Below are 23,328 nucleotides of genomic sequence, written 5' to 3'. Positions count from 1 at the left end.
AGCCGACGAGAATGCGGCAGGCACCAGCATGAGCGGCGTCGAGAATGACGAAGGCGATGTCCTTCTCGACGCCATCATGGCGCTGGTGCCGCCGCTCCTCGACGCGATGGAGGCTTTGGGCTTCATCGGTCGGCGTCTTCATCCACCGCATTTCAGCGAGCTGATCGACAGTGTCGGCAATGCCGATGCCGGTGTGCGCGCCGGGCTTCAGGCTTTCGGCGCCATCGCATGGCCCGACGATCTCGCGCGGTTCCGCATGCTTGTCGAGACAGCCGCAGAAGCGGTCTGTCAGGCCTTTGAAGGATTGCGCGCGGCGCGAACCGATCCCAACGGCATCATCGCCGCCTATCGGGCGCTGCGTTTTTATTCGCGCGCCGCAGAGGCGCTTTATCCGGTAACGCGGATGCTGCCGCCGGTCAGCCAGTATTTTCTGGAGCCCGCGTCACGCGGCGATGCAGCGCTCTCCGCCCGCATAGGCGCCGCCGATCTCAATCGCGAACATATCGGCGTCCTGCATGCCAGCAACGAAAAGGGCATGCGTGGCGGCTGCTCGATCTACGTGCCTGAATATTACGACCCCAATGTCGCAACGCCGCTCATCGTCGCCCTTCACGGCGGCAGCGGCCACGGGCGCGACACGCTCTGGAGCTGGATCGCCAATGCGCGCTCGCGCGGCGCCATTCTGGTTGCCCCGACATCGCTCGGTGATACCTGGTCGCTGATGGAGCCCGATCTCGACAATCAGAACCTCCACCGCATTCTCTCCCATGTCTTCGACACGTGGAACATCGACAGGTCGCATATGCTGCTCACCGGCATGAGCGATGGCGGCACGTTCGCCTATGTGCTCGGGCTGAACAGCGGCTCGCCCTTCACGCATCTCGCGCCCATCGCGGCGAGCTTTCATCCCTTCCTGCTCGAAATGGCCGACCCTGCCCGCATCAAGGACCTGCCCGTCTACATCACGCATGGCGCGCTGGACTGGATGTTTCCCGCCGATATGGCGCGGGTCGCAAACCGCGCGCTTTCGGGCGCGGGCGCAAAGGTCGTCTATCGCGAAATTGCTGACCTCTCGCATACTTATCCGCGCGATGAAAACCCACGCATCATGGACTGGTTTCTCGCGCGGCAATGATCAGGGACCACGGCTGATGATCGAAAATATCGTCGAGATCGAAACCATCGCGGGCAAGATGGAAACCTTCACCGCCCGCCCCGCCGCCGGAAGCTATCCGCCCGTCATCCTCTATATGGATGCGCCGGGCATTCGCGAGGAGCTTTACGAATTCGCGCGGCGAATTGCGGGTCAGGGTTATTTCGTTCTCCTGCCCGACATGTATTACCGCAGCGGGCGTTTGCGCTTCGATTTCGCAACGGGGGGCGACGCCGAGCGGACGCACATGTTCACCGCCATGACCTCGCTCACCAATCAGCTCGTCATGGACGATACGAAAGGCATGCTCGAATTTCTCGATGCCTCTCCTGCCGCAGCGCCCGGCCCGCGCGGCTGCATCGGCTATTGCATGAGCGGGCAATATGTCGTCTCGGCGGCAGGCACCTTTCCCGACGCTTTCGCGGCCGCGGCCTCGCTTTACGGCGTCGGCATCGTCACCGACAAGCCGGACTCGCCGCACCTCCTCGCACCGCGCATGAAGGGCGAGCTTTATCTGGGCTTTGCCGCGAAGGATCAATGGGTCCCCGACAATGTGATCCCCGACCTGAAGGCGGCGCTCGATACGCACAAGGTCCCCTATCGTCTCGATGTCTGGCCGGGCACGGAGCATGGTTTCTGCTTCCCCGAACGCGCGGCTTACGTGGAAACGGCTGCCGAGGATGTCTGGAACCTCGTTTTCGATCTTTACCAGCGGCGGCTGCATTCCAGCCGCTGACAACGCGGCGGCTCGGGCTGACGTAGGGGCACCGTCTCGCTTCGCCGCCATGGCGCGCGCACCCTAGAAATCTTTCCTCATAGGCCTTGGCGTTCGCGCCTGTTTGTCTATCAAATAGGAGCAAGAGCGCGAACGCGCGCCAATGTCAGGCTCCCATGCGGGGCCTTCGAGGGAGGAGACACACATGGCACAGGAAGCCAGAGCTACGGCTGCAAAAGAATTCGATGCGGTGATCGTCGGTGCGGGTTTTGCGGGCATGTACATGCTGCATCGCCTGCGTTCGCAAGGCCTGTCCGTTCGCGTATTCGAAGCGGGCGAAGGCGTCGGTGGCACCTGGTACTGGAACCGCTATCCGGGCGCGCGTTGCGACGTTGAAAGCCTCGAATATCAATATGGCTTTTCCGACGAGATCCAGCGCGGCTGGACCTGGACCGAGCGCTATGCCGCCCAGCCGGAAATCCTGCGCTATCAGAACTATGTCGCCGACAAGCTCGATCTGCGCCGCGACATCCAGTTCGAGACGCGCGTGACCGCCGCCGCCTATGACGAGCGCGATGCGCTGTGGTCGATCGAAACCGATCGCGGCGACAAGGTGCGGGCGCGTTTCTGCATCATGGCGACGGGCTGCCTTTCGGCGGCGCGCGTGCCGAACTTCGAGGGCCTCGATCAGTTCGAGGGGGACTGGTATCACACCGGCGACTGGCCGCATGAGGGCGTCGATTTCACCGGCAAGCGCGTCGGCGTTATCGGAACGGGCTCGTCGGGCGTGCAGAGCATTCCGCTCATCGCGGAGCAGGCCGATCAGCTTTATGTTTTTCAGCGTACGGCGAATTTCACGCTGCCCGCAGGCAATCGCCCGCTCACCGAGCAGGACGTTCAGAAATCCAAGGCAAGCCTGCTCGAGGATCGCGCCAAGGCGCGCACGACCGCAGGCGGCATCATCTGCTTTGAATATAACGAACGCCCTGCCGAAGAGATGACGTTTGAGGAGCGCGAGCGCGAGCTTTCAGCGCGCTGGAACATGGGCGGCTTTGCCTTTCTCGGCTCCTTCGCCGATCTCATGGCCACGCATGAAGCCAACGACCATGCGGCGAATTTCGCACGCTCGAGAATGAGCGAGATCATCAAGAACCCCGCCGTCGTCGATCTGCTTCTGCCCAACGATCACCCGGTCGGCGTGAAGCGTCTCTGCCTCGACACGCATTATCTCGAGACGTTCAACCTGCCCCATGTGGAACTTGTCGACGTGCGCAGCGCGCCGCTCAAGAAGATCACGGCCAAGGGAATTGTCAGCGGCGACAAGGAATATGAAGTCGATTGCATCGTCTTTGCGACGGGCTTCGACGCGATGACGGGCGCATTGCTCAGCATCGACATCGCAGGCAAGGGCGGCGAGAAGCTCCGCGACAAATGGGCGGCAGGTCCGCGCACCTATCTTGGATTGGGCTCTGCGGGTTTCCCGAACCTTTTCTTCATCACCGGCCCCGGCAGCCCCTCCGTGCTCAGCAACATGATCGTTTCCATCGAACAGCATGTCGACTGGATCAGCGATTGCGTGAAGCGGCTCACCACCGGAAACATTCGCTCCATCGAAGCCAAGGCAGAGGCCGAAAATCTCTGGGTCGATCATGTGAATGAGACCGCTGCCGCGACGCTCTATCCGCAAGCGAACTCCTGGTACATGGGCGCCAATATTCCCGGCAAGCCACGCATCTTCATGCCCTATGCGGGCGGCGTCGGGGCCTATGGCGAAAAGCTCGCGGAAGTCGCAAATGCCGACTATGAAGGCTTCGCACTGGGCGCCTGAGCCTCGCCGCAGAAAAAAATTTGAGATAATCAGCCGACGCCGTAACGCGTCGGCTGATTTTTTTTGCATCGATGACGACGGCGTCAGGTTTTTTGCACTGCAGCCAACAACGGTTTCATTATTAGGATGATCCGTGTGAGAACAAATGCTTGGCGCGTCTCAAACAAAACTTTCAAAGTATAAATTACGAAACTTATGTATTCGCCAAGTCATAACACCGGCCCAATTGCTGAAAATCTCACGAAAAATTGCACGCGCCACGCTTCGCTCGGCTGGGATTCCGTTTGTTTTCATTGAATTGGCGCGGAAATACGGCGTTTTCAGGCAACGTCCGGCCACACACTAGATAAAATACTCACTTCATTTTTGTCTCATAATTTTGCCAATAATTGCCATTTTATAATATTAACTACTTTGTTAACTAGAAAACTACCACCTCTGTATTAGTTTTATTTTCGTATAAAGTGTGGTCGTGTGAATGGATCGAGAAATTCCTCTGTCGTATCCGAACGGGAGAATTGTGATGGCCGGACAGATTACCGACGAAATTCTGACGAGACTGAATTGGGTCAAATGCTCGCTTGCAGCACTCGCCCTTCTTGCTGGAAGTGCCGTAACCACGGCGCATGCAGAAACGCCCACACATAAATTTCAGAGCTGGGCAGTCCAGTGTCCTCAGAAGAATGCCTGCATCGCCTACCTCGAAGGAGCAGGTGTTCAAATTCTCGTCGGCCGTTCGGCGCCTGGTCAGCCTGTCCGAATGGGCTTGCGCGTTTTGCCGGGAGCCAAATCGGGGCAACCGGCTGCCCTGCGTTTGTCCGATGGCTGGCAGGCCGGCTTGAAGATCGGCAAGTGTTCAGAAAAATTCTGCGAGATCGCAGTCGCAGAAAACAGCGTCGATAAGGCGATCGGCGCTTTTCTAAAAACCAAGGAGGGCGTCCTTGCCTATGAAGTCGGGGGGAAAATCCTTATCGCGCCTTTTTCTCTGGCCGGATTTCAGGCCGCTCTCCACGAAGTTCGCGGGTGATTGAACGTTTTCAAGTAACAGGTCGCGGCACCCACAACACCCGGTGACGATGCTGCGCCATTGAGTTGACTACGGAGGCAACAATGCTTCTCGAAGACGCCAAGATTGCAATCGTGGATTCAAACCACCTGTTCCGCGCCGGAATGGCAAAATTGCTGAATGAAGTGATCGGTCGGATCGCGCACGACGCGCCAGACATCGGCTCACTCGAAGAAATGATCAAAAACGGCGAGCGCTTTGATATTGTGCTCCTCGAACTTATCGCCACGGAAACAGACCCCACCCCCCGCATTCAGAAACTGCGCGAGCTTCTCCCCAGCAGCCGCATCGTCATACTGACGGAGTTTCTCAACATGGGGCAGCTCTGCGCCTGTTTTGCTGCCAATGTCGACGGCTTCCTTCTTGAAAACATTTCATGCGAGACGCTCGTCGAATCCCTGAAGCTCATCCTGCTCGATCAGAAAGTCTTTCCCTCTTCAATGGCGTCGTTGATCTCGAGCAACGGCTTGCACAACGCCACGCTTCACGCGGCCGATCCGCCCAATAACTTCGCCGAGTTGTCGGAACGAGAATTGGAAATTCTGACTTGCCTGGTCGATGGCGATTCAAACAAGCGTATCGCGAACAAACTCCACATCGCGGAAGCAACCGTCAAAGTTCATCTGAAGAGCGTGTTGAGAAAAACGCATATGCTCAATCGCACCCAGGCAGCCATTTGGGCGTTGAACAAGGGCATGCAAGGCAACAACAACACTTCACCCTAGCTGAGCGAGCTCCCGATAACGGCCATGCGTCGGTGACGCTATTTTCCCGTCAGGCCATAAACCTGCGCGATCCACATATTTATCGCGCTCTCTGTGGTCGGATAAATATAAGTTCCAGGAATAGCCACGCCGCCGCCGACCATGGTCGTCCAGCTCGTCAACGTGGCGCCGGTGATCAGCGCGGCTTCACCACCGCCCTCTTCGCCATACAAAGTGGGGTAGTTCCACGGCGTGACGCGATATGCGCCAAACGACGTCGCGCCGGGGAAGCCGACGACAAGCCGTCCTGCCGCATCGAAGACAAGCGCACTGTGTCCAGGCCCCTGAATGACGGAATAGAGCGTTCCGTTCGGCCCGCGCAAAATATCGGTGGGCCTGACGCCGAACAATTGGCTGTTCAACTGCGCTTGTGCGCCGGCAACTCCGATGGATGGCCCTGCGAATGAGCCGAATGAAAACGGCCGATTGTTCAGCCCTGCCGCTCCCAGCACTGCCGTTGAAAATCCAATAGCCAGAACCGCTGCGGCACAAGATCCGGCGAGCATGGCGCGGCGATGTTGACGTGCGTTCATCATCGTTTTCATACCAGGTTCCTTCCGAAGATAAACGCCGCTCGCAACAGAGGGAACGGCGGGGCAAACGCGAACGCTGCCCCCACCATGATCGGTGCCGGAGCCGTAAGTTCGCAATTTATGAATTAGACCACCTCCGGCGTTCATTGCCATTTGCTCAAAAGTGGTAACGGCGCACTAAATTTTTATAGCGCTTTTTATATAATTCTTACCCGAAGGGTTAGTCCGCATACAGCCATTTGCCCGCGTCGTTACCACGACCAGTTTATATTTTTATTTTTTGAAAAACGTATCCTTCTCCCAGGACATCCCGTTGTCATCGCCTCCATTTCACAAGGAGGCTCCCGGAGGGGGGCGCCACAATGAAACAGCCACTCGTCGTCTGTTCTGCCATCGCGCTTGCTCTTGCCGGTTGCTCGTCTCCGGGCGTATTCGGCAACAAGGGCATAGACCCGATGTACAGCTTTCCCGTCACGAATAACGAGACGCCATATAGCCAGTGCCTGTCGGATCTTGGGGCCGTACCGGGGAATCATCTTCCGACATTTGCCGTCGGTGAAGTTGCCGACAAGACGGGCCAGATCAACTACAACGAAAACGGCCATCAGTTGACGCAAGGCGTCTCCGAGATGGTCGTCAGTGCGCTTTACAAGACCAAGAAGGCGCGCCTCGTCGAGCGCATGGATCTGCGCATTCCTCTCGCCGAAGTGAAACTGGCTGAGCAAGGCCACCTCTCGCACGGCGTCAACGACTACTCGATGCTGCCTGCGAGCGACTTCGTGATCACAGGCGCCCTTACCGAACTCAACTACAACATCGTGAGCGGCGGCACGCAGGTTTTCGTCACTGGTATTGGCGGCGGCGCGAAAATGGTCGTCATCAACGTCGCGCTCGACATGCGCGTCGTGAATTCGCGGACCTTCGCCGTCGACTACGTCACCAGCCTTCAGAAACAAATTTACGGGTACGAGGTCGAAGCGGGCGTGTTCCGTTTCTTCGGAACGACCCTTGTTCAATTTGATGCCGGAGCGATCAAAAACGAACCGATGCAGCTTGGCGTCAGATCCGTCGTGGAAATGGCTGTTTATCAAATCATGACGGACTTCCTCCATCTGCCGAAGGAGCAGAAATGCGATCTCGTGCAGACGGATCACATGGCGAAGCAACTGAACAGGCTTAGCCCCCATTAAGCCCAAAGGAGGATAAAGCACATGATGAAGCACAAAAGAGCCGTGCTTATGCTGGGAGGTGCTACAACCGCCCTTCTTGCATTCGGCGTCGGCAGCTCCGCTCTGGCGTTCGATGATGTCAACTGGACCTGGGACCAGACGGTAACCCAGACCCTCGATATCAATGTGGACGTCAATGGCACCTTTGATCCGACTGGTCTCGTTGATGTCGAAAAACTGCAAGTGTTCATCGGCGACGTGAAGGCTGTGTCGGTCGTCAAGGACATCCACAACAACCAGCCCTCAGAAGGCACCGACGGCACGGTCGACTTTACTGTGAGCTGGAACGGCCCCTACGGTCCGGACGTCGATCCGGAGCTGCTGGACGCTACCGTGCCCGCAACTTTGGGCGGCGATCTCAGCGGAAACGGCGATGTCACTGGCAGCACCGTCTCTGAAGGCACGAACAACGTGAACTTCACCGCCGCCTTCACCGACGTTCCGGTGACGGTTGAACCTCTCGGTTCATTTGATGCCTTGACGGAGCTTCCTTCGATCAACAGCACGGCAACGGCTGTGGGCAACAACCAAACCATCTCAACCGATGTTGCAGTCACGCTGCATGACGGGCAGTTCCTGTTCGGCGGCTTCAATTGCAACTTCGACGGTGAAGGCATCACTGGTGTTCCCTATACCGGCAACTCGAATCTCTCGGCCGCCCTTGCTTTGGTTTATGCGGGCTCCGAGGGCCTCATCAACTCGTCTGATATCGAAGCGAAGTCGATCGTCAAAGATATCACCAACGCGACAGTTGACAGCGTGGCAACTGCCGTGGGCAACAACACGAGCGTCGACATTGCGTATGATGCCGGCTCCGACAATGGCGTTCTCGTTGGCGATATCACTCAAGTCGCTTTCGCCGATGTCTCCGCCAAGTCGATTGTCAAGAATGTCGACCTGAACAGCTACACAGGGCTCGGCACACTTGGCTCGATCGTGACCTCCACTGCAACCGCAGTCGGGAACAATGCGAGCATCACGGTCAAGGCGGCAGTTCCGCCCGTCACCCCCTGATGTCTGCGAGGGGGAGGTGCGTATCTCCTCCCCCTCGTTCTTTCCTCGTTTTGCAAAGGACACGGGATCATGTCAGGACGTAGTTATCCAGGGCTAAAGACAACGCCGCGCTGGCTCATAGGGCTGGCGGCCTTGTCCGCGGCAACACTCACGCCTGCGATTGCCTTCGCTCAAGCCGGGCAAAATTCAGAAGCCTGGGGCTTTCCAGCAATGGACGGCATGACAATGGCCGTCATTCAGCGTCAGGCAGAGCAGAGCACCAGCGCCACTGTCGGCGGCAACAGCGGAACGACGCTCGTCTGCGGCGGCGGTTCCGGCGGATCGGCAGCCACGTCGAACTCCACTTGCGTCATCCTGAGCAATTCGACAGGACAGATCGATGTCGGCCAGGCCAGCCACGGCGATCAGAGCGCAAGCACCAGCACATCGTCGCAGACCAACAATCTGAGCGATGCACTGAGTTCGCTTGCCAATTGATGCAGATCGGCAGGCGACGTCGCGAAGAAAATTTGCCGCCCATTCTATTGCCAGGCTGAGCTTGGCGACGTGGTGTCGCTGCCTGTCACTCTCTTCCTGCCGAGCAATGTCGGTCGAGAATTAAAATGGAGGCCATAGCATCTCGAAGGAGCGCCCCATGAGGCGGTCGAAATTCACCGACGAGCAGATAGCGTCCATTCTGGACGAATATCGGAAAGGCGCGCGCATTGCCCAGCTTAGCCAGAAATACAATGTTTCAGGCGCAACTATTTATTCATGGAAGAACAAGATTCAGGCGCGCTCCTCGCGCTCCGAACAGAATTTGATGCAGCTCGAAGAAGAGAACCGGCGTCTGAAAGCGCGCCTGATAGACGCCCTCATAGACAATGAGGTACTGCGGGACATTCTCTGCAAGAAACGCAGCGAACATTCGGATCCCCCCATAGGCAAGAGCAAGTAGAGCTACGGAGCCGCCCCTTGCAGCGGGGTTTTCGGCCATGGCGCTCACCCGTTGCATTTCATGAAAGACCCGAGACATGAACATTCATGTTTCCATATTGGTCGGCGCGGTAGCGGTCGCCATTGCACTTCTCATCACATTCCACTGGGAAATCATTGTCACCGACAGCGTCACCTATCGCCTGAACAGGTGGACGGGCACGATCGAAATTTGTACGGCGCATGACAACCCCGAACCCGGCGCCTCGCCCGGTTCGGGCATCGAGTATCGGTGCAAGCTGATTAAGCCGGAAGAGGCAGAGGACCGCAAAAAGCTGCAGGTCAAATAGCTATCAACGTAGCCGTTGCATTCGGCCGCTGGAAATAGCTAGGCCGGCGGAGGGGGGCTCTCCACCGGCCTGTTGGGGCACCACGCTCGTCGGGGGAATGACGAATTGCGTGGATGTAATTACAGTAGAAAAATTCAACGCTGAAGCCGAGCACTCATCCGGCTAAGGATCATACTCGTTTGGCGCAGCCGGTCTTACCTCGAAAGTGGTAGCCGCCAATCTCCCAAAGCATAAGGAAAAGCACCTAACCGGATTCTGATTTCAATCAAAGAACGGCAACTGCGACAGTCTAAAATCTTTTCCATATCGAAGCCGGGTCGAGGCCGCTGTTCGAGCGAATGCGCCATTTCACCAAGGGCCGGAACGAGTGCTTCAACTGGAAGGCGATGAGCAACATGTTCAAATCCATACTTGTTCCGGCGACGGGTTTTTCAGGCGGCCCTATCGTACTTGAGACGGCGCTCGCTGTGGCGCGCACTTTCGGCAGCCACCTCGATTGCGTCCATGTCCGCCCCGATCCATCGCAGATATTCATGCAGGCCGCCGGCTACGATATAGGCATGGGCACAGGCACCACCTTCATCATCGGTGACATTGCGGCCGTGCTGCAGGAAGAAGATCGCAATCGAACAGCACGCGTGAAGCATGTGTTCGAGACTTTTTGCGCGCAGGAAAAGCTCGAGCAGATCAGCGCGCCGCCCTGCAAGCGCGCGCCCTCATCCTCCTGGACCGAGATCATGGGACGCGAGGCGGACGTCATGATGGAGCAGGCCCGCGTTCACGATCTCACCATCATGGGACACCCGACGCTTTCAGACAGCCCGATGGCGAGCCTGACAGGCGCGCTGCTCGTCGGCAGCGGCCGCCCGCTTCTGCTCGCGCCCAAGCTGGTGCCCGCGCATATCGGCGAGACGATCGCAATCGCATGGAAAAGCACGCCGGAGGCCGCACGTGCCGTCACCGCGGCGATGCCCTTCCTGTCCAGAGCAAGGCAGGTGGTGCTCATCGCCATTGCCGAACATGAAAGCGTGACTGTCGAAAGCGCCGATGCCCTCGCCAAGACCTTGCGCTGGCACGATATCTCAACCGAAATCCGCTACCTCGCTCATTCCGCCGGATCGATACATGACACGATCCTGATGATCGCCCGGGAAGCGGGCGCGGATATGCTGGTGATGGGCGGCTATAGCCATACGCGCCTGAGCGAGCTCATATTCGGTGGCTTCACGCGGCATGTTCTTGCAGGCGCACAGCTACCCATATTCATGGCGCATTAGTTTCAGGCGACGCTCACGCGCTCATCAACTCGCCGCCATCGGCGAGATCGCGAAGCGTCGCGAGTTGGCGAATGGCAATCCGATGAGTGTTGGGCAGATCGATGACGCCCGCCCGCTTCAACTCGCTGATCGTCCTGCAAACGGTTTCGATCGTCAGGCCGAGATAGTCGGCAATGTCGAGACGTCCCATCGGCAGGTCGATCTCTCCGACATGGTCGGGATCGGCACCGAGACGCTCATCCATCTGAATAAGAAAAGACGCGATGCGCTCCCTGACGGTATGTCTTCCAAGCAGCACCAGATGGGCTTGCGACGCGCCCAGTCGTCTGCGCAGAAGAAGTCCGAGGCTCCGGCGCAATTGCGCATCTTCTTCGCTGAGAAATTCGACCTGGCTGCGCAGATAGCGCAAGACCACGACGTTCGATATCGTCTCGGCGCTGATGGCGTAAGTCTCGATATCCGACAGGCCCAGAAAGTCGCCGGGCAACAAGAATTCAGTGATCTGCCTGCGCCCGTCGGCCAGCAGTTTGCAGAGCCGCGCCGAGCCGCTGACGATCATGTAACAATATTTTGCGGCTTCGCCTTCGCTGAAGATCGTCGCATTGCGACCGAACGACATGCGCGCGCCGAAATCGCGCAGCGCGACAAATTCTTCGCATGGCGGGACTGCCGGTTTCGTCGAGCCGCCCGGTATGACCGGCCAGACGTGCCGTGCAAACCTTGCATTAGATGACGTTCCAAGCCGAACAAGATTAGTGGACATAGCGCACCGCCTCATCGGTTGTTTCACAGCGAAATCATGACCGCGTGTCTCAGCTACCGAAATCCGCAAACTCCCTTAGGGGAAAATACGTAGCGCGCGAATACACCTCGTGGGCAATGTCGTCCGGTGCATGGCCGGAAATAAAGGGTTACGGCTAAAGCCCTCTTTACATGGGCATAATCGACGTTGGCCTCATTTGCCGTTGGCGGCTTCAAGCGCCCGGCGCAATCGACGGATGACGACGCTGCGCGACTTGTCGTCCGCCGCCTTGTCGAGTTCCTCCGCAATATCGAGCCACAGCTTCGACAAATCATTATGCCAGTCGAAGCGGCCGACGATTTCCGCCTGCAATCGCCGGGTGGCGGGCAGCAGACGCGGGCCGGTCGCATCGATCGTCAGGTCGAAAACGTCATCAAGCACGGGTTCGAGAATGCGCTCGCCAGTGCCGCGCAGCGTAGCAATATCGTTGTGCAAGGCCGTCAGGCCCTCTTCCTCGCCATGCACGAGCAGGGTGGCGCGCTTCACCGGCCCTCTTTCGCTCACCCATTTCACCAATGCCGGGCCATCAGCATGCCCTGAATAGGTTTCGATCTGCCGGATGCGCGCGCGCACCTTGATCTCCTCGCCTTGAATGCGCACCGACTGTGCGCCCTCTTCGAGAATACGGCCAAGCGTGCCTTGTGCCTGATAGCCGGTAAGCAGGATCGTCGAGTTATTCCGCCACAGATGGTTTTTCAAATGATGCCGGATGCGACCCGCATCGCACATGCCGCTGGCCGCAACGATGATGTGATTGCCGTCGATCTGCTCGATGGCCATGCTTTCTTCGGGCGACACAGTCATCGTCAGCAGCGGCGTGCGCATGGCGCGACGGAAGTCGTCGCCATTCTCAAGCTCGTCGGCGTGATCCAGAAAGACTTCCGTCGCGCGGATCGCCAGAGGCGAGTCGAGAAAGATCGGCACTTCGGGAATTTTCTTTTCGCTGATGAGCATCACAAGATCGGCCAGAAGCTCCTGCGTTCTCTCCACCGCAAAGGCGGGCATGATGAGCGTGCCGCGATTTTTCAACGCTGCCTGCACCTCGGCGGCAAGCATTGCCCTGCGCTCTTGCGTCGTATGCGAGACGCGGGTGCGCCCGCCATAGGTCGACTCGCAGATCAGATAGTCGACATTTTCCGGCGAATCCGGATCGGCATGAAACATTTGCGCGCCCCGTCCGATATCACCGGAAAAGAGCAGGCGGAGATGCGGTTGCGCGGCCTTCGGCGTGTCGATTTCAATTTCAATCGACGCCGAGCCAAGAATATGCCCGGCATTCCAGTAGCGCGCGCGAATGCCCGGCGCGGGCGTAAACCAGGTGTCGTATTGAACCGACTCGAAAGACTTCAGGCTCGTTTCCGCGTCCTTCGCCGTATAGATCGGCGTCACGGCGGAGCGGCCGCGATGCGCGTTGCGGCGATTGAGATCGCGCACTTCAAGTTCCTGTATGTGGCCGGAATCCGGCAGCATGCAACTCAGAAGATCGATCGTGCCGCTCGTCGCATGGATCGGACCGTTGAAGCCCTGCTTCACGAGTTTCGGCAACAGACCCGAATGATCGATATGCGCATGGGTCAGCAGAACGAAGTCGATTGAGCGCGGATCGAAGGGGAAGGCTTCATAGTTGAGCGCCTTCAGCGTTTTCGTGCCCTGAAACATGCCGCAATCGACGAGAAACTTCGTATTGCCCGTCTGCAGCAGATAGCATGATCCGGTAACGGTGTGCGCCGCTCCGTGAACGGCCAGTGTAACTGTCACAATGTAACTCCCGTTTCTCGTCTCAATGTATCTGCGAGCGGATGCAGGAACGCGTCTTTCATGAAGCGGCCTTTCCGTCTTGTTGCGAATTGGCGCCGAGAACAAATCCGCTTTCTTCGTCCGCCGCTGCAATGGTCAGTTCGAAATGCGATTGTTCGGCTGCGTATATGCGGAACAGCGGTTCGCCCTGCTCGACCCGGTCTCCCACCTTCTTGAACAGATCGAGGCCCGCGCCGCGATCGAGCGGCGCGCCGACCAGGCGTGCGAGCTGCGCGATGCGGAGGCAATCTGCGGCCCGAACGATGCCGCTCTCCGGCGCGAGAATGTCGCGATGCAGCGCGCCGAGTGCAGGCGCGGTGCTTTTACGTCCCTGAGCATCGATGATGCGATCCATCGTGGCAAGTGCCACACCGCTCGTCAGAAGCTCCGTGGCAATGCGATAGCCCGCGCCGCCGCGAACCATCGGGTCCCGCTCGATCAGCTTGCCCGCAAGCTGAAGCGATTTCTCCCGAAGGTCTGCCGGAGCTGCGGCCTCATTGCGCAACACGGCCATCACGTCGCGCGCTTCCAGCACCGGGCCCACGCCGCGCCCGACCGGCTGGCGGCCATCGGTGACGATCACCTCGACATTGATCCCGATCTGATCGCTGACATATTCAAACAGCTTGCGAAGCCTCAATGCGTCATTGAGGTTGCGCACCTTTGCCGTCGGGCCGACAGGAACGTCGATCAGCAAATGCGTAGAGCCCGCCGCCATTTTCTTCGACATGATCGAAGCGACCATCTGCTCGCGCGTATCGAGATTGAGCGGCCGCTCTACGCCGATCAGAATATCGTCGACCGGCGAAAGATTGACATGCCCGCCCCAGACGAGACAGCCGTTACATTCCTCCACGACCCTGCGCATATCGGCGACGCTCAGATCCACATTCGCGAGTACTTCCATCGTGTCGGCGGTTCCCGCCGGCGATGTGATCGCGCGTGACGATGTCTTGGGAATGACCAGCCCATGGGCCGCCACAATCGGGACGACGATCATGGAGGTACGATTTCCCGGAATACCGCCGATGCAATGCTTGTCGACGACCATGGGTGACGGCCAGTGCAAGGTCGCACCGGCATTCGCCATGGCGCGCGTCAGGTCGAGAAGTTCCGCGCTTGTCATAAAGCCTGCGCAGCCGACGAGAAATGCCGCGATCTCCATATCCGAATATCGATAAGCGGCAATGTCCTGCACGATTGTCTCGATCTGCAGGCCGGTCAGCGTGGCGCCTGAAATTTTCTCGCCAACGGCATCGAGGCTCTGCGGGCGCTGCGCCGGGGACACAGACACTTCCGTTCCTTCACTCAGGCCCAGGCGGCGGAAAGCGGGGTCGGTCAATCCGATCTCGTCGGGGCCGACCAATGCCCGATCATGGGTCACATCGAGGCTGGCAATGAGCGTTCGGCTCTCGTGATCGATCTTCAGACGCCTGAACGCCTGAAAGGCTTCCGGCCGCAATGCGGCGCATGACGCGGAAAGCACCGCGACATTTTCCCGCAACGTGTCCAGAGCAACTCGCCTGATCCGTAACTTCATGGAGTTTCTGCATCCTTGGGCCGCGCTGAACGCCTGCGGCCGGTATCGAACCATCTGACGCCAAATTCGGGATTTAAATCAAGGTAGTAGAAGTACGGAGGAAATAAGGCGGCAGTCGCCAGCGCGGATGACACAAGAGGAAGTGTCCTTCTGCGCGAAAGCGTCAAGCCGCCCGGCGCGCGCGCAGGAGGCCGACAAATTTAGCGCTATCCCTCCATTGATAATTGCTGCAATCATGTTGTCAGCAGATAGCTGGCTCCGGGGGGATTCATGACTCATGTAACACCCATTGATCCGCATGAAGAGCTTTCGCCCTGGTGGGCGCGCGCTGTAGCGCTAACCTTCATTCTCGGTTTCGGCGTCCTGATCCTCCTGACATTCAAAGCCTATCAGAATGCACCGCCGGTTCCCGACCGCGCGGTGGACGTCGCAGGCGACGTCGTATTCACCGGCGACGATGTGCGCGCCGGGCAGGAAGTGTTCCTCAAATACGGGTTGATGAATAACGGCTCCGTCTGGGGCCACGGCGCTTATCTCGGCCCCGACTTCGGCGCCGAGGTTCTGCACAACTGGGCGCTCGATCTCGCCGAGCGCCGCGCGCAGGCCCGTTTCGCAAAGAGCTACGAAGCGCTCGCCGTCGAAGAGCGCGCCGCGATCGATGGCGAAGTCGCGAGCCTGATGAAGGTCAACAGATATGATGCCGCGACCGGCACGCTCACCCTGCTGCCGGCGGGGGCGGAGACCTTCTCCGATGAAATCGCGCGCTGGAAGGCCTATTTCGAAAACCCCGAACTGAATGGCGGCCTCAAGGCGAAGCTGATTACCGACCCGAAAGAGCTGCACAATCTCACGGCGTTCTTCGTCTGGGCCGCATGGGGCTCCGTCGCCCAGCGCCCTGACACGACGCATTCCTACACGAATAATTTTCCCTATGATCCGCTCGCCGGAAACCACCCGACAGGGGCGGCGCTTCTATGGACGGCGATCAGCTTCATCGCCCTTCTCGGCGGCATAGCCATCGTTCTCCTCGCTTTCGGCAAGTTCGATTATCTCGGCTGGCATGGCGCGCCTGCGCCCGTCGAAAAATGGGTTCTGAGCGACGCGCAGAAGGCGACGCTCAAATATATGGCCGTCGCCTCCGTGCTGCTGCTCGGGCAGACTTTCTTCGGCGCTGGCGTTGCGCATTATCGCGCCGATCCCGGCAGCTTTTACGGCATCGATCTCGCCGCCTATTTCCCGAGCAATCTGCTGCGCACATGGCATTTGCAATCGGCGATCTTCTGGATCGCAACCTCCTATGTCGCGGGCGCGCTTTTCGTCGCCGAGTTGCTCGGCCGCGAAAGCCCGCCGAAACAGGCGCTTGGCATTCATCTGCTCTTCGGCGCCATCGCCGCCGTCATCGTAGGCAGCATGCTTGGCGAATGGATCGGCATTCTGCAATGGTTGCCGACGACCTGGTTCTGGTTCGGCAATCAGGGCTGGGAGTTTCTCGAGCTTGGTCGCTTCTGGCAGATCCTGCTCGCAATCGGCCTGCTGTTCTGGTTCTTCCTGATCTGGCGCGCCATCGCGCCTGCGCGGCGCAATCCGGCAAAACGCGGCTTTGCGAATTTCTTCCTGATCGCCGCCTTCGCCATTCCGCTCTTCTATCTGCCCGCGCTCTTCTTCGGCTCGCAGACCAATTACACCATCGTCGATGCATGGCGCTTCTGGATCATCCATCTCTGGGTCGAAGGCTTCTTCGAATTCTTCGTGACGGTGATCGTCGCCGTGATCTTCTACGAGATGGGCCTCGTGCGGCGGATCACGGCGCTGCGCACCATCTATCTCGATGCAATTCTCTATTTCGGCGGCGGGCTGATCGGCACAGGCCATCACTGGTACTGGACCGGCCAGACCGAAGTGAACATGGCCTTCTCGGCCGTCTTCTCCGCGCTCGAAGTCGTGCCGCTCACCCTCATCACGCTGGATGCCTGGGATTTCGTCAAAGCCACGCGCGGCACAGACAGCATGGTCGAGCGTCATCGCTGGACCTTCTATTTCCTGATGGCGGTCGGCTTCTGGAACTTCCTAGGTGCAGGCGTCTTCGGCTTCCTCATCAACACGCCTATCATCAGCTATTACGAAGTCGGCACGATCCTGACACCCAATCACGGCCATGCGGCGATGATGGGCGTCTTCGGAATGCTGGGTGCCGGTCTGATGGTCTTCGTGCTGCGCGAAATCGTGGCCGATGAAGTCTGGCCGAAGCTTCAGCGGCTCGTGCGTCTATCATTCTGGGGGCTGAACATCGGCCTTGCCATGATGGTCTTCCTCAGCCTCTTCCCCGGAGGCGTGATGCAGGTGCTCGATGTGATCGCCAACGGCTATTGGCACGCACGCAGCCTCGCCTACACGGCCACGCCTTTGGCCCGCACGCTGGAATGGCTGCGCATGCCGGGCGATCTGGTGTTCATGTTCCTCGGCGCCCTGCCGCTGGCAGCCGCCCTGGGCTGGGGTTATATCTCGCGCTGGAGGGCGACAGGCGACGCGCGATAGCGCCAGGCGCCTCTCGCCCTTCGGGGCTATTTCATCAGGCCGTCCACGATGCCTTGCGCGTCATGCTGTATCTGTCGCAGATGCTCCTGGCTGCGAAAGCTCTCCGCATAGATCTTGTAGACATCTTCGGTACCGGAGGGCCGCGCCGCGAACCAGCCGTTTTCCGTCGCCACCTTGATGCCGCCGATCGACTGGCCGTTGCCCGACGCCTTGTCGAGCTTCACCTCGATTTCCTCTCCGCCAAGTTCGCGCGCCGCAATGCGCTCGGGCGAGACGTTTTTCAGCGCGGCCTTCTGCACCGGCGATGCGGGCGCGTCGATCCGCTCGTAAAACGAAGTTCCGAGATCGCTCGTGACGTCGCTATAAATGCCGCTCGGGTCCTTGCCCGTGCGCGCGGTCATTTCCGCGGCCAGAAGGCCGAGCGTGATGCCGTCCTTGTCCGTCGTCCACACCGTGCCGTCGCGGCGCAGGAATGACGCGCCCGCGCTTTCCTCGCCGCCAAATCCAATCGATCCATCGATCAACCCGGCGCTGAACCATTTGAAGCCGACCGGCACTTCGACAAGCTTGCGACCAAGCTTTTTCGTCACGCGATCGATCATGCCGCTGCTGACGACCGTCTTGCCGACCGCGCTCCCGGCGCGCCAGTCGGGCCGATTGCCGTAGAGATAGGAAATCGAGGCCGCGAGATAGTGGTTCGGATTCATCAACCCGCTTGATGGACAGACGATGCCATGGCGATCCGCGTCGGTGTCATTGGCAAAGGCGATGTCGAACTTCGCGCGCATGCCGACCAGCCGCTCCATCGCATAGGGCGACGAGCAATCCATACGGATTTTTCCGTCCCAGTCGATCGTCATGAAGCGGAATGTCGGATCGACAGCATCGTTCACGACGGTCGCTGCAATCTTGTACCGCTCGATGATCGGCGCCCAGTAGTGAACGGCCGCGCCGCCCAGCGGATCGATGCCGATCCTGACGCCGCTTGCGCGGATCGCTTCCATGTCGATGACATTGGCAAGATCGCTCACATAGGGCGTGATGTAATCATAGGCGTGAATGCCGGCCGCCTTGCGCGCGCGCTCATATGGAATGCGGCGCACGCCTTCGAGCTTTGCTTCCAGAAACCCGTTGGCGGTCTTCTCGATCCAGCCGGTAATGTCCGTATCGGCCGGGCCGCCATTGGGCGGATTATATTTGAAGCCGCCATCTTCCGGCGGATTATGCGACGGCGAAATGACGATGCCATCCGCCAGCCCCATTTTGCGGCCCTTGTTGTAGGTCAGGATCGCATGCGAGATCACAGGCGTCGGCGTATAGCCGCCGCCCGAATCGATCATCGTCTCGATGCCGTTTGCGGCGAAAACTTCAAGCGCGCTCACAAAGGCCGGCTCCGACAGCGCATGCGTGTCCATGCCGAGAAAGAGCGGACCGTCGATGCCTTCCTTCTGCCGGTAGAGACAAACGGCCTGCGCAATCGCCAGAATATGCGCCTCGTTGAACGCGCAATCGAAAGCCGAGCCGCGATGGCCGGAGGTTCCGAAAGACACGCGTTGCGACGCAATCTTCGGATCGGGAACGCCGGTAAAATACGCCGTCACCAGCCTTGGCACGTTCACAAGCATCGATGCCGGAGCCAGTTTGCCGGCAAGCGGATTGTCCTTGGCAGTCATATTTGAATTGCTTTCATCCCGGAACGATTGGCGCGAATTATTTCCGCTCATCGGCCAGCGAAGTCAACGCGTCCGCCTGTGACAATATCGCCTCGCGCGACCTGATTGCCAGAATGCCACTTTATCCAGACGGCAGAATCCCACAGGTAGATTGCTTTGCGACGCCCGCCACAAGGCGCTGATGCGACGTTCCCGGCCATCCCGCGCAATGAGGTTCGCGGCCGAAATCCGGGAACCATTCTGTTCACGCAGCCGTCTAACTGAGGCTAGCATATCGATGCCCGGCATTATTTCCCGGCACCGCGCGGCGGAGGCTTTGACGCCGCACCGTCATTCCAGGAGAAAATCATGACGCAAGAGCAGTCTCCGGCCAGCGGTCCCGATCTCACTCGCGGCATCAAACTCGCAGAGCTTGGCGAGGGCAAGCTGGTCGGCCATGTGGGCGACGAGGATGTTTTGCTGGTGCGCTCCGGCGCGGAAATTTTCGCCGTCGATGCTAGTTGCACCCATTATCACGGGCCGCTTTCAGAAGGGCTGGTGGTCGGCACGACCATACGCTGCCCCTGGCACCATGCCTGTTTCGATCTGCGCAGCGGCGAGGCCACGCGCGCGCCCGCCTTGAGCCCGATTTCTTGCTGGCAGGTCGAGCAGCGAGACGGACTGATCTTCGTTCGCGAGAAACTCGAAACGCCGAAATCCAGCGTGAAGATATCCGGCTCCGCACCGGAGAAAATCGTCATCATCGGTGGCGGCGCCGCAGGCTTTGCCGCCGCCGAACAGCTTCGTCGGCAGAACTATCGCGGCAGCATCACCATGCTGAGCAACGAGGCCGCAGCGCCCGTCGACCGGCCGAACCTGTCCAAGGACTATCTCGCAGGCAGCGCGCCGGAGGACTGGGTGCCGTTGAGGCCGGACAGCTATTATGACGAGGCGGGCATCGACCTGCAGCTCAACACCGATGTCGCCTCTATCGACACCAAAAGTGCCCATGTCGTCACGGCGAGCGGCGAGCGCATCCCCTATGACCGGCTGCTTCTTGCGACCGGCGCGGAGCCTGTGCGCCTCACCATTCCGGGCGCGATGCAGCCCAACGTCCACACGCTGCGCTCCCTGTCTGATTGCCGCGCCATCATCGAAGGCGCAAATGGCGGGCGGCGCGCGCTTGTCATCGGCGCCAGCTTCATCGGGCTTGAAGCGGCGGCAGCGTTGCGCGCACGCGACATAGAGGTGCATGTCGTCGCGCCCGAAAAGCGGCCCATGGAGCGCGTCCTCGGCGCCGACATGGGCGACTTCGTTCGCGCGCTGCATGAAAAGCATGGCGTCATCTTTCACCTTGAAGACACGGTGACGTCGATCGACGGCAAGCAGGCGACGTTCAAAAGCGGCGGCACTCTCGATGTGGATTTCGTCGTCGTCGGCATCGGCGTGCGCCCGCGTTCGACCCTTGCCGAGCAGGCAGGTCTCGCGCTTGATCGCGGCGTGCTCGTGAATGCCTTTCTCGAAACCAGTGTCGCCGGCATCTATGCGGCAGGCGACATTGCGCGCTGGCCCGATCCTTATTCCGGCCAGAATATCCGCGTGGAGCATTGGGTCGTCGCCCAGCGTCAGGGGCAGGTTGCGGCGCTCAACATGCTTGGCCAGCAGCAGAAATTCGATGCGGTCCCCTTCTTCTGGAGCCAGCATTATGACGTGCCGATCAACTATGTCGGCCATGCTGAACAATGGGACGAGATCGTCACCGAGGGCGACATCAACGCGAAGGACTGCCTGCTGAAATACAAGCACAAGGGCCGCGTGCTCGCCGTCGCCTCCATATATCGCGACCTCGAAAACCTGCGGGCCGAAGCGCGGATGGAGCGCGAAGTTCTGGCCTAGCGGCGGCACCGGGAAACCTGGGAGGCCTACCCTTGCACAACGATACGCTTCCGAAAAAAACAGCCTTCGTCTTTGCAGGCGGCGGCAGCTTCGGCGCCATTCAGGTCGGCATGCTCCATTCGCTTGCGGCGCACGGGGTCGCCGCGGACATGGTCGTGGGCTCAAGCGTCGGCGCGCTGAACGGCGCTTACTATGCATCCGATCCGACGATTGCAGGCGTTCAGCGACTGGAGGCGATCTGGCGAAAGCTGCATCGGCGCGACGTCTTTCCGCTCACCTGGAGAACGATGCTCGGATTTTTGTACCAGCGCGACTTCCTCATATCGTCGGAAGGCTTGCGCGAGCTCATCGACGAATATCTGCCCTATCGCAATCTCGAAGATGCAAAAATCCCCGTGCATATTGTCGCCACCGACATTCTGACCGGCGGCACAGTGGTTCTGTCGCATGGCTCGGCAGCGCAAGCCGTCATCGCAAGCACGGCGATACCGGCAGCTTTTGCGCCTGTGCATTTCAATGATCAATATTTGGTCGATGGTGCGGTATCGAGCAATACGCCGGTCAAGGTTGCGGTGGAGCACGGCGCGACGCGCCTGATCGTTCTTCCCACCGGCTATGCCTGCGCCCTCGAAAAGCCACCCTCCGGCGCGGTCGCCAATGCGCTGCATGCGCTGACATTGCTGATCGTGCGGCAATTGATGACCGAGTTGCAGGCGCTCGATCACACAATCGATTATTTCGTCGTGCCGCCGCTCTGCCCGCTCACCGGCTCGCCTTACGATTTCTCGCAGACAGCCAAGCTGATCGATCGCGCCGTCAAAAGCACCGATGCCTGGCTTGCCGATGGCGGCCTCGATCGGCCCGGTCTCCATGCGCAATTGCACACGCACCGCCACGCGCGCCAGCACGCCTAGCCGATTGCCTGCGTCACAAATTACGTGCGGACTTCATGCGCGGCGATCGATGCCGCTTTCATCTCGATGCTGAAGCCCGGCGCCGTCGGCGCGATATAGCGCCCGTTACGCGTCACGCATGGGTCGACGAAATGCTCGTGGAGATGATCGACAAATTCCGCGACGCGGCCATCCATCGTGCCCGAGATTGCGAGGTAATCGATCATCGAGAGATGCTGCACATATTCGCAAAGCCCGACGCCGCCCGCATGGGGACAAACGGGTTTCCCGAATTTTGCCGCGAGCAGCATGATCGCGAGATTTTCATTGAGGCCGCCGACGCGCGCGGCGTCGATCTGCACAATGTCGATCGCATCGGCCTGCATGAACTGCTTGAACATCACGCTGTTCTGGCACATCTCGCCCGTCGCCACGCCGATGGGTTTGATCGCCGCGCGGATCTGGCGATGGCCGAGAATATCGTCGGGCGATGTCGGTTCCTCGATGAACCAGGGCTTGAACTGCGCAAGCTCGCCCATCCATTCAATAGCCTCATCGACCTCCCAGACCTGATTGGCGTCGATCATCAGCTTGCAGTCATAGCCGATCTCTTCGCGCACCACGCGGCAGCGCCTTATGTCGTCGGCGAGATCGCGGCCGACCTTGATCTTCAGATGCGTCCAGCCATCGGCGCGCGCCTGGCGGCATAGCCCGCGTATCTTCTCATCGTCATAGCCGAGCCATCCCGCCGACGTCGTATAGGCAGGATAGCCTTTCGCCTCGAGCAGTTTGCGGCGTTCGGCCTTGCCCTCCTGCGCGCGCGTCAGAAGCGCCAGCGCCTCGTCGGGCGTGATCGCATTGGTGAGATAACGAAAATCGATACAGGCAATCAGCTCGGCGGGCGACATGTCGGCGACGAGTTGCCAGACGGGTTTCCCCTCGACCTTCGCCCAGAGGTCCCAGACCGCATTGACGACCGCGCCGGTCGCCAGATGCATGACGCCCTTGTTCGGCCCGAGCCAGCGCAGTTGCGAGTCGCTCGTCACATGGCGCCAGAAAGCGCCCATATCCGCCGCAATATCGCCAAGGCTCAGGCCGACAAGGCGCGGCATCAGCGCATCTATCGCGGCGACGCAAAGCTCGTTGCCGCGCCCGATCGTAAATGTAAGGCCGTGGCCCGAATGTTCAGGCGAAGAGGTTTGCACGACGACGTAAGCTGCGGAATAGTCCGGGTCCGGATTCATCGCGTCCGAGCCGTGAAGACCCTGCGATGTCGGAAAGCGGATATCATGCGTCCGCCAGCCGGTAATCTTGATAGCACCCGAATTTGTCATTTTCCGATCGAAAGCCTTGTGTTTTATGGACAAAC

The 23,328-nt window shown here is 59.4% G+C and carries 20 protein-coding genes; 14 read left to right on the top strand and 6 right to left on the bottom strand.

Annotated elements, in window-relative coordinates; all coding sequences use genetic code 11:
• Positions 1 to 28 precede the first annotated feature (28 nt).
• The 5 genes from WA943_RS11015 (at position 29) to WA943_RS10995 (ending at position 5,487) form a co-directional block, all read left to right on the top strand.
• Complete coding sequence (locus WA943_RS11015) at positions 29 to 1,135, top strand: phospholipase (protein ID WP_424469926.1); 1,107 nt, start codon at positions 29 to 31, stop codon at positions 1,133 to 1,135.
• A 16-nt stretch (positions 1,136 to 1,151) separates the two neighbouring features.
• Entirely contained in the window at positions 1,152 to 1,889 is a 738-nt protein-coding gene (locus tag WA943_RS11010; RefSeq protein WP_424469925.1) for a dienelactone hydrolase family protein, read from the top strand.
• A gap of 184 nt (positions 1,890 to 2,073) precedes the next feature.
• On the top strand, positions 2,074 to 3,696 hold the full coding sequence (locus WA943_RS11005; protein WP_424469924.1) for a flavin-containing monooxygenase: 1,623 nt from the start codon (positions 2,074 to 2,076) through the stop codon (positions 3,694 to 3,696).
• Positions 3,697 to 4,219: 523 nt separating this feature from the next.
• Positions 4,220 to 4,723, top strand: coding sequence for a hypothetical protein (locus WA943_RS11000; protein WP_424469923.1), 504 nt, complete (start codon positions 4,220 to 4,222; stop codon positions 4,721 to 4,723).
• Between the two features lie 83 nt (positions 4,724 to 4,806).
• Complete coding sequence (locus WA943_RS10995; protein ID WP_424469922.1) at positions 4,807 to 5,487, top strand: LuxR C-terminal-related transcriptional regulator; 681 nt, start codon at positions 4,807 to 4,809, stop codon at positions 5,485 to 5,487.
• Between the two features lie 38 nt (positions 5,488 to 5,525).
• On the opposite strand, the gene WA943_RS10990 is transcribed toward WA943_RS10995, so the two are convergent.
• Entirely contained in the window at positions 5,526 to 6,071 is a 546-nt protein-coding gene (locus WA943_RS10990) for a hypothetical protein (protein WP_424469921.1), read from the bottom strand.
• Positions 6,072 to 6,421: 350 nt separating this feature from the next.
• Between WA943_RS10990 and WA943_RS10985 the strand changes: the two genes are divergently transcribed.
• The 6 genes from WA943_RS10985 to WA943_RS10960 all read left to right on the top strand — a co-directional run bounded on the left by WA943_RS10985 (position 6,422) and on the right by WA943_RS10960 (position 10,844).
• Positions 6,422 to 7,249: a CsgG/HfaB family protein gene (locus WA943_RS10985; RefSeq protein WP_424469920.1), complete on the top strand. Its 828-nt coding sequence runs from the start codon at positions 6,422 to 6,424 to the stop codon at positions 7,247 to 7,249.
• A gap of 21 nt (positions 7,250 to 7,270) precedes the next feature.
• The gene (locus WA943_RS10980) at positions 7,271 to 8,302 is read left to right on the top strand and encodes a hypothetical protein (protein WP_424469919.1); all 1,032 of its coding nucleotides are present in this window, start codon (positions 7,271 to 7,273) and stop codon (positions 8,300 to 8,302) included.
• A 69-nt stretch (positions 8,303 to 8,371) separates the two neighbouring features.
• Positions 8,372 to 8,779, top strand: a complete 408-nt coding sequence (locus tag WA943_RS10975; RefSeq protein WP_424469918.1) for a hypothetical protein — start codon at positions 8,372 to 8,374, stop codon at positions 8,777 to 8,779.
• A 157-nt stretch (positions 8,780 to 8,936) separates the two neighbouring features.
• The gene (locus tag WA943_RS10970) at positions 8,937 to 9,239 is read left to right on the top strand and encodes a transposase (protein WP_424469917.1); all 303 of its coding nucleotides are present in this window, start codon (positions 8,937 to 8,939) and stop codon (positions 9,237 to 9,239) included.
• Positions 9,240 to 9,315: 76 nt separating this feature from the next.
• The gene (locus WA943_RS10965) at positions 9,316 to 9,567 is read left to right on the top strand and encodes a hypothetical protein (protein ID WP_424469916.1); all 252 of its coding nucleotides are present in this window, start codon (positions 9,316 to 9,318) and stop codon (positions 9,565 to 9,567) included.
• 395 nt (positions 9,568 to 9,962) lie between these two features.
• Positions 9,963 to 10,844, top strand: a complete 882-nt coding sequence (locus WA943_RS10960; protein ID WP_424469915.1) for a universal stress protein — start codon at positions 9,963 to 9,965, stop codon at positions 10,842 to 10,844.
• Between the two features lie 13 nt (positions 10,845 to 10,857).
• Here WA943_RS10960 and WA943_RS10955 read toward each other — a convergent pair whose 3' ends face one another.
• From WA943_RS10955 to WA943_RS10945, 3 genes are all read right to left on the bottom strand, one after another.
• On the bottom strand, positions 10,858 to 11,607 hold the full coding sequence (locus WA943_RS10955; protein WP_424469914.1) for a helix-turn-helix domain-containing protein: 750 nt from the start codon (positions 11,605 to 11,607) through the stop codon (positions 10,858 to 10,860).
• 192 nt (positions 11,608 to 11,799) lie between these two features.
• Positions 11,800 to 13,404 carry an MBL fold metallo-hydrolase gene (locus WA943_RS10950; protein ID WP_424469913.1) on the bottom strand — a complete coding sequence of 535 codons (1,605 nt, stop codon included), beginning with the start codon at positions 13,402 to 13,404 and terminating at the stop codon, positions 11,800 to 11,802.
• Positions 13,405 to 13,462: 58 nt separating this feature from the next.
• A complete protein-coding gene (locus WA943_RS10945) occupies positions 13,463 to 14,983 on the bottom strand; it encodes a thymidine phosphorylase family protein (protein ID WP_424469912.1) in 1,521 nt (506 codons plus the stop codon).
• Positions 14,984 to 15,253: 270 nt separating this feature from the next.
• Here WA943_RS10945 and WA943_RS10940 point away from each other — a divergent pair, with 270 nt between their 5' ends.
• On the top strand, positions 15,254 to 17,518 hold the full coding sequence (locus tag WA943_RS10940; RefSeq protein ID WP_424469911.1) for a nitric-oxide reductase large subunit: 2,265 nt from the start codon (positions 15,254 to 15,256) through the stop codon (positions 17,516 to 17,518).
• Between the two features lie 26 nt (positions 17,519 to 17,544).
• Here WA943_RS10940 and pgm read toward each other — a convergent pair whose 3' ends face one another.
• Positions 17,545 to 19,191 (bottom strand): phosphoglucomutase (alpha-D-glucose-1,6-bisphosphate-dependent), encoded by a 1,647-nt coding sequence (gene pgm, locus WA943_RS10935; RefSeq protein ID WP_424469910.1) that lies wholly within the window; start codon positions 19,189 to 19,191, stop codon positions 17,545 to 17,547.
• A gap of 348 nt (positions 19,192 to 19,539) precedes the next feature.
• On the opposite strand from pgm, the gene WA943_RS10930 reads away from it, so the two are divergent.
• Together WA943_RS10930 and WA943_RS10925 are read left to right on the top strand one after the other, a co-directional pair.
• On the top strand, positions 19,540 to 21,066 hold the full coding sequence (locus WA943_RS10930; protein ID WP_424469909.1) for an FAD-dependent oxidoreductase: 1,527 nt from the start codon (positions 19,540 to 19,542) through the stop codon (positions 21,064 to 21,066).
• Between the two features lie 32 nt (positions 21,067 to 21,098).
• On the top strand, positions 21,099 to 21,980 hold the full coding sequence (locus WA943_RS10925) for a patatin-like phospholipase family protein (protein ID WP_424469908.1): 882 nt from the start codon (positions 21,099 to 21,101) through the stop codon (positions 21,978 to 21,980).
• Between the two features lie 20 nt (positions 21,981 to 22,000).
• On the opposite strand, the gene WA943_RS10920 is transcribed toward WA943_RS10925, so the two are convergent.
• Positions 22,001 to 23,293, bottom strand: a complete 1,293-nt coding sequence (locus WA943_RS10920) for an L-fuconate dehydratase (RefSeq protein WP_424469907.1) — start codon at positions 23,291 to 23,293, stop codon at positions 22,001 to 22,003.
• Positions 23,294 to 23,328 lie beyond the last annotated feature (35 nt).

This window comes from Parvibaculum sp., assembly GCF_049651025.1.
Classification (GTDB): Bacteria; Pseudomonadota; Alphaproteobacteria; order Parvibaculales; family Parvibaculaceae; genus Parvibaculum.
Note: the sequence above shows the minus strand (reverse complement) of the source record. Positions and strands in the feature narration are given on the sequence as shown.

Excerpts from the sequence above, each read along its gene's own strand:
- WA943_RS11015 (WP_424469926.1), top strand. The coding sequence starts at position 29 with ATGAGCGGCGTCGAGAATGACGAAGGCGATGTCCTTCTCGACGCCATC.
- WA943_RS11010 (WP_424469925.1), top strand. The coding sequence starts at position 1,152 with ATGATCGAAAATATCGTCGAGATCGAAACCATCGCGGGCAAGATGGAA.
- WA943_RS11005 (WP_424469924.1), top strand. The coding sequence starts at position 2,074 with ATGGCACAGGAAGCCAGAGCTACGGCTGCAAAAGAATTCGATGCGGTG.
- WA943_RS11000 (WP_424469923.1), top strand. The coding sequence starts at position 4,220 with ATGGCCGGACAGATTACCGACGAAATTCTGACGAGACTGAATTGGGTC.
- WA943_RS10995 (WP_424469922.1), top strand. The coding sequence starts at position 4,807 with ATGCTTCTCGAAGACGCCAAGATTGCAATCGTGGATTCAAACCACCTG.
- WA943_RS10990 (WP_424469921.1), bottom strand. The coding sequence starts at position 6,071 with ATGAAAACGATGATGAACGCACGTCAACATCGCCGCGCCATGCTCGCC.
- WA943_RS10985 (WP_424469920.1), top strand. The coding sequence starts at position 6,422 with ATGAAACAGCCACTCGTCGTCTGTTCTGCCATCGCGCTTGCTCTTGCC.
- WA943_RS10980 (WP_424469919.1), top strand. The coding sequence starts at position 7,271 with ATGATGAAGCACAAAAGAGCCGTGCTTATGCTGGGAGGTGCTACAACC.
- WA943_RS10975 (WP_424469918.1), top strand. The coding sequence starts at position 8,372 with ATGTCAGGACGTAGTTATCCAGGGCTAAAGACAACGCCGCGCTGGCTC.
- WA943_RS10970 (WP_424469917.1), top strand. The coding sequence starts at position 8,937 with ATGAGGCGGTCGAAATTCACCGACGAGCAGATAGCGTCCATTCTGGAC.
- WA943_RS10965 (WP_424469916.1), top strand. The coding sequence starts at position 9,316 with ATGAACATTCATGTTTCCATATTGGTCGGCGCGGTAGCGGTCGCCATT.
- WA943_RS10960 (WP_424469915.1), top strand. The coding sequence starts at position 9,963 with ATGTTCAAATCCATACTTGTTCCGGCGACGGGTTTTTCAGGCGGCCCT.
- WA943_RS10955 (WP_424469914.1), bottom strand. The coding sequence starts at position 11,607 with ATGTCCACTAATCTTGTTCGGCTTGGAACGTCATCTAATGCAAGGTTT.
- WA943_RS10945 (WP_424469912.1), bottom strand. The coding sequence starts at position 14,983 with ATGAAGTTACGGATCAGGCGAGTTGCTCTGGACACGTTGCGGGAAAAT.
- WA943_RS10940 (WP_424469911.1), top strand. The coding sequence starts at position 15,254 with ATGACTCATGTAACACCCATTGATCCGCATGAAGAGCTTTCGCCCTGG.
- pgm (WP_424469910.1), bottom strand. The coding sequence starts at position 19,191 with ATGACTGCCAAGGACAATCCGCTTGCCGGCAAACTGGCTCCGGCATCG.
- WA943_RS10930 (WP_424469909.1), top strand. The coding sequence starts at position 19,540 with ATGACGCAAGAGCAGTCTCCGGCCAGCGGTCCCGATCTCACTCGCGGC.
- WA943_RS10920 (WP_424469907.1), bottom strand. The coding sequence starts at position 23,293 with ATGACAAATTCGGGTGCTATCAAGATTACCGGCTGGCGGACGCATGAT.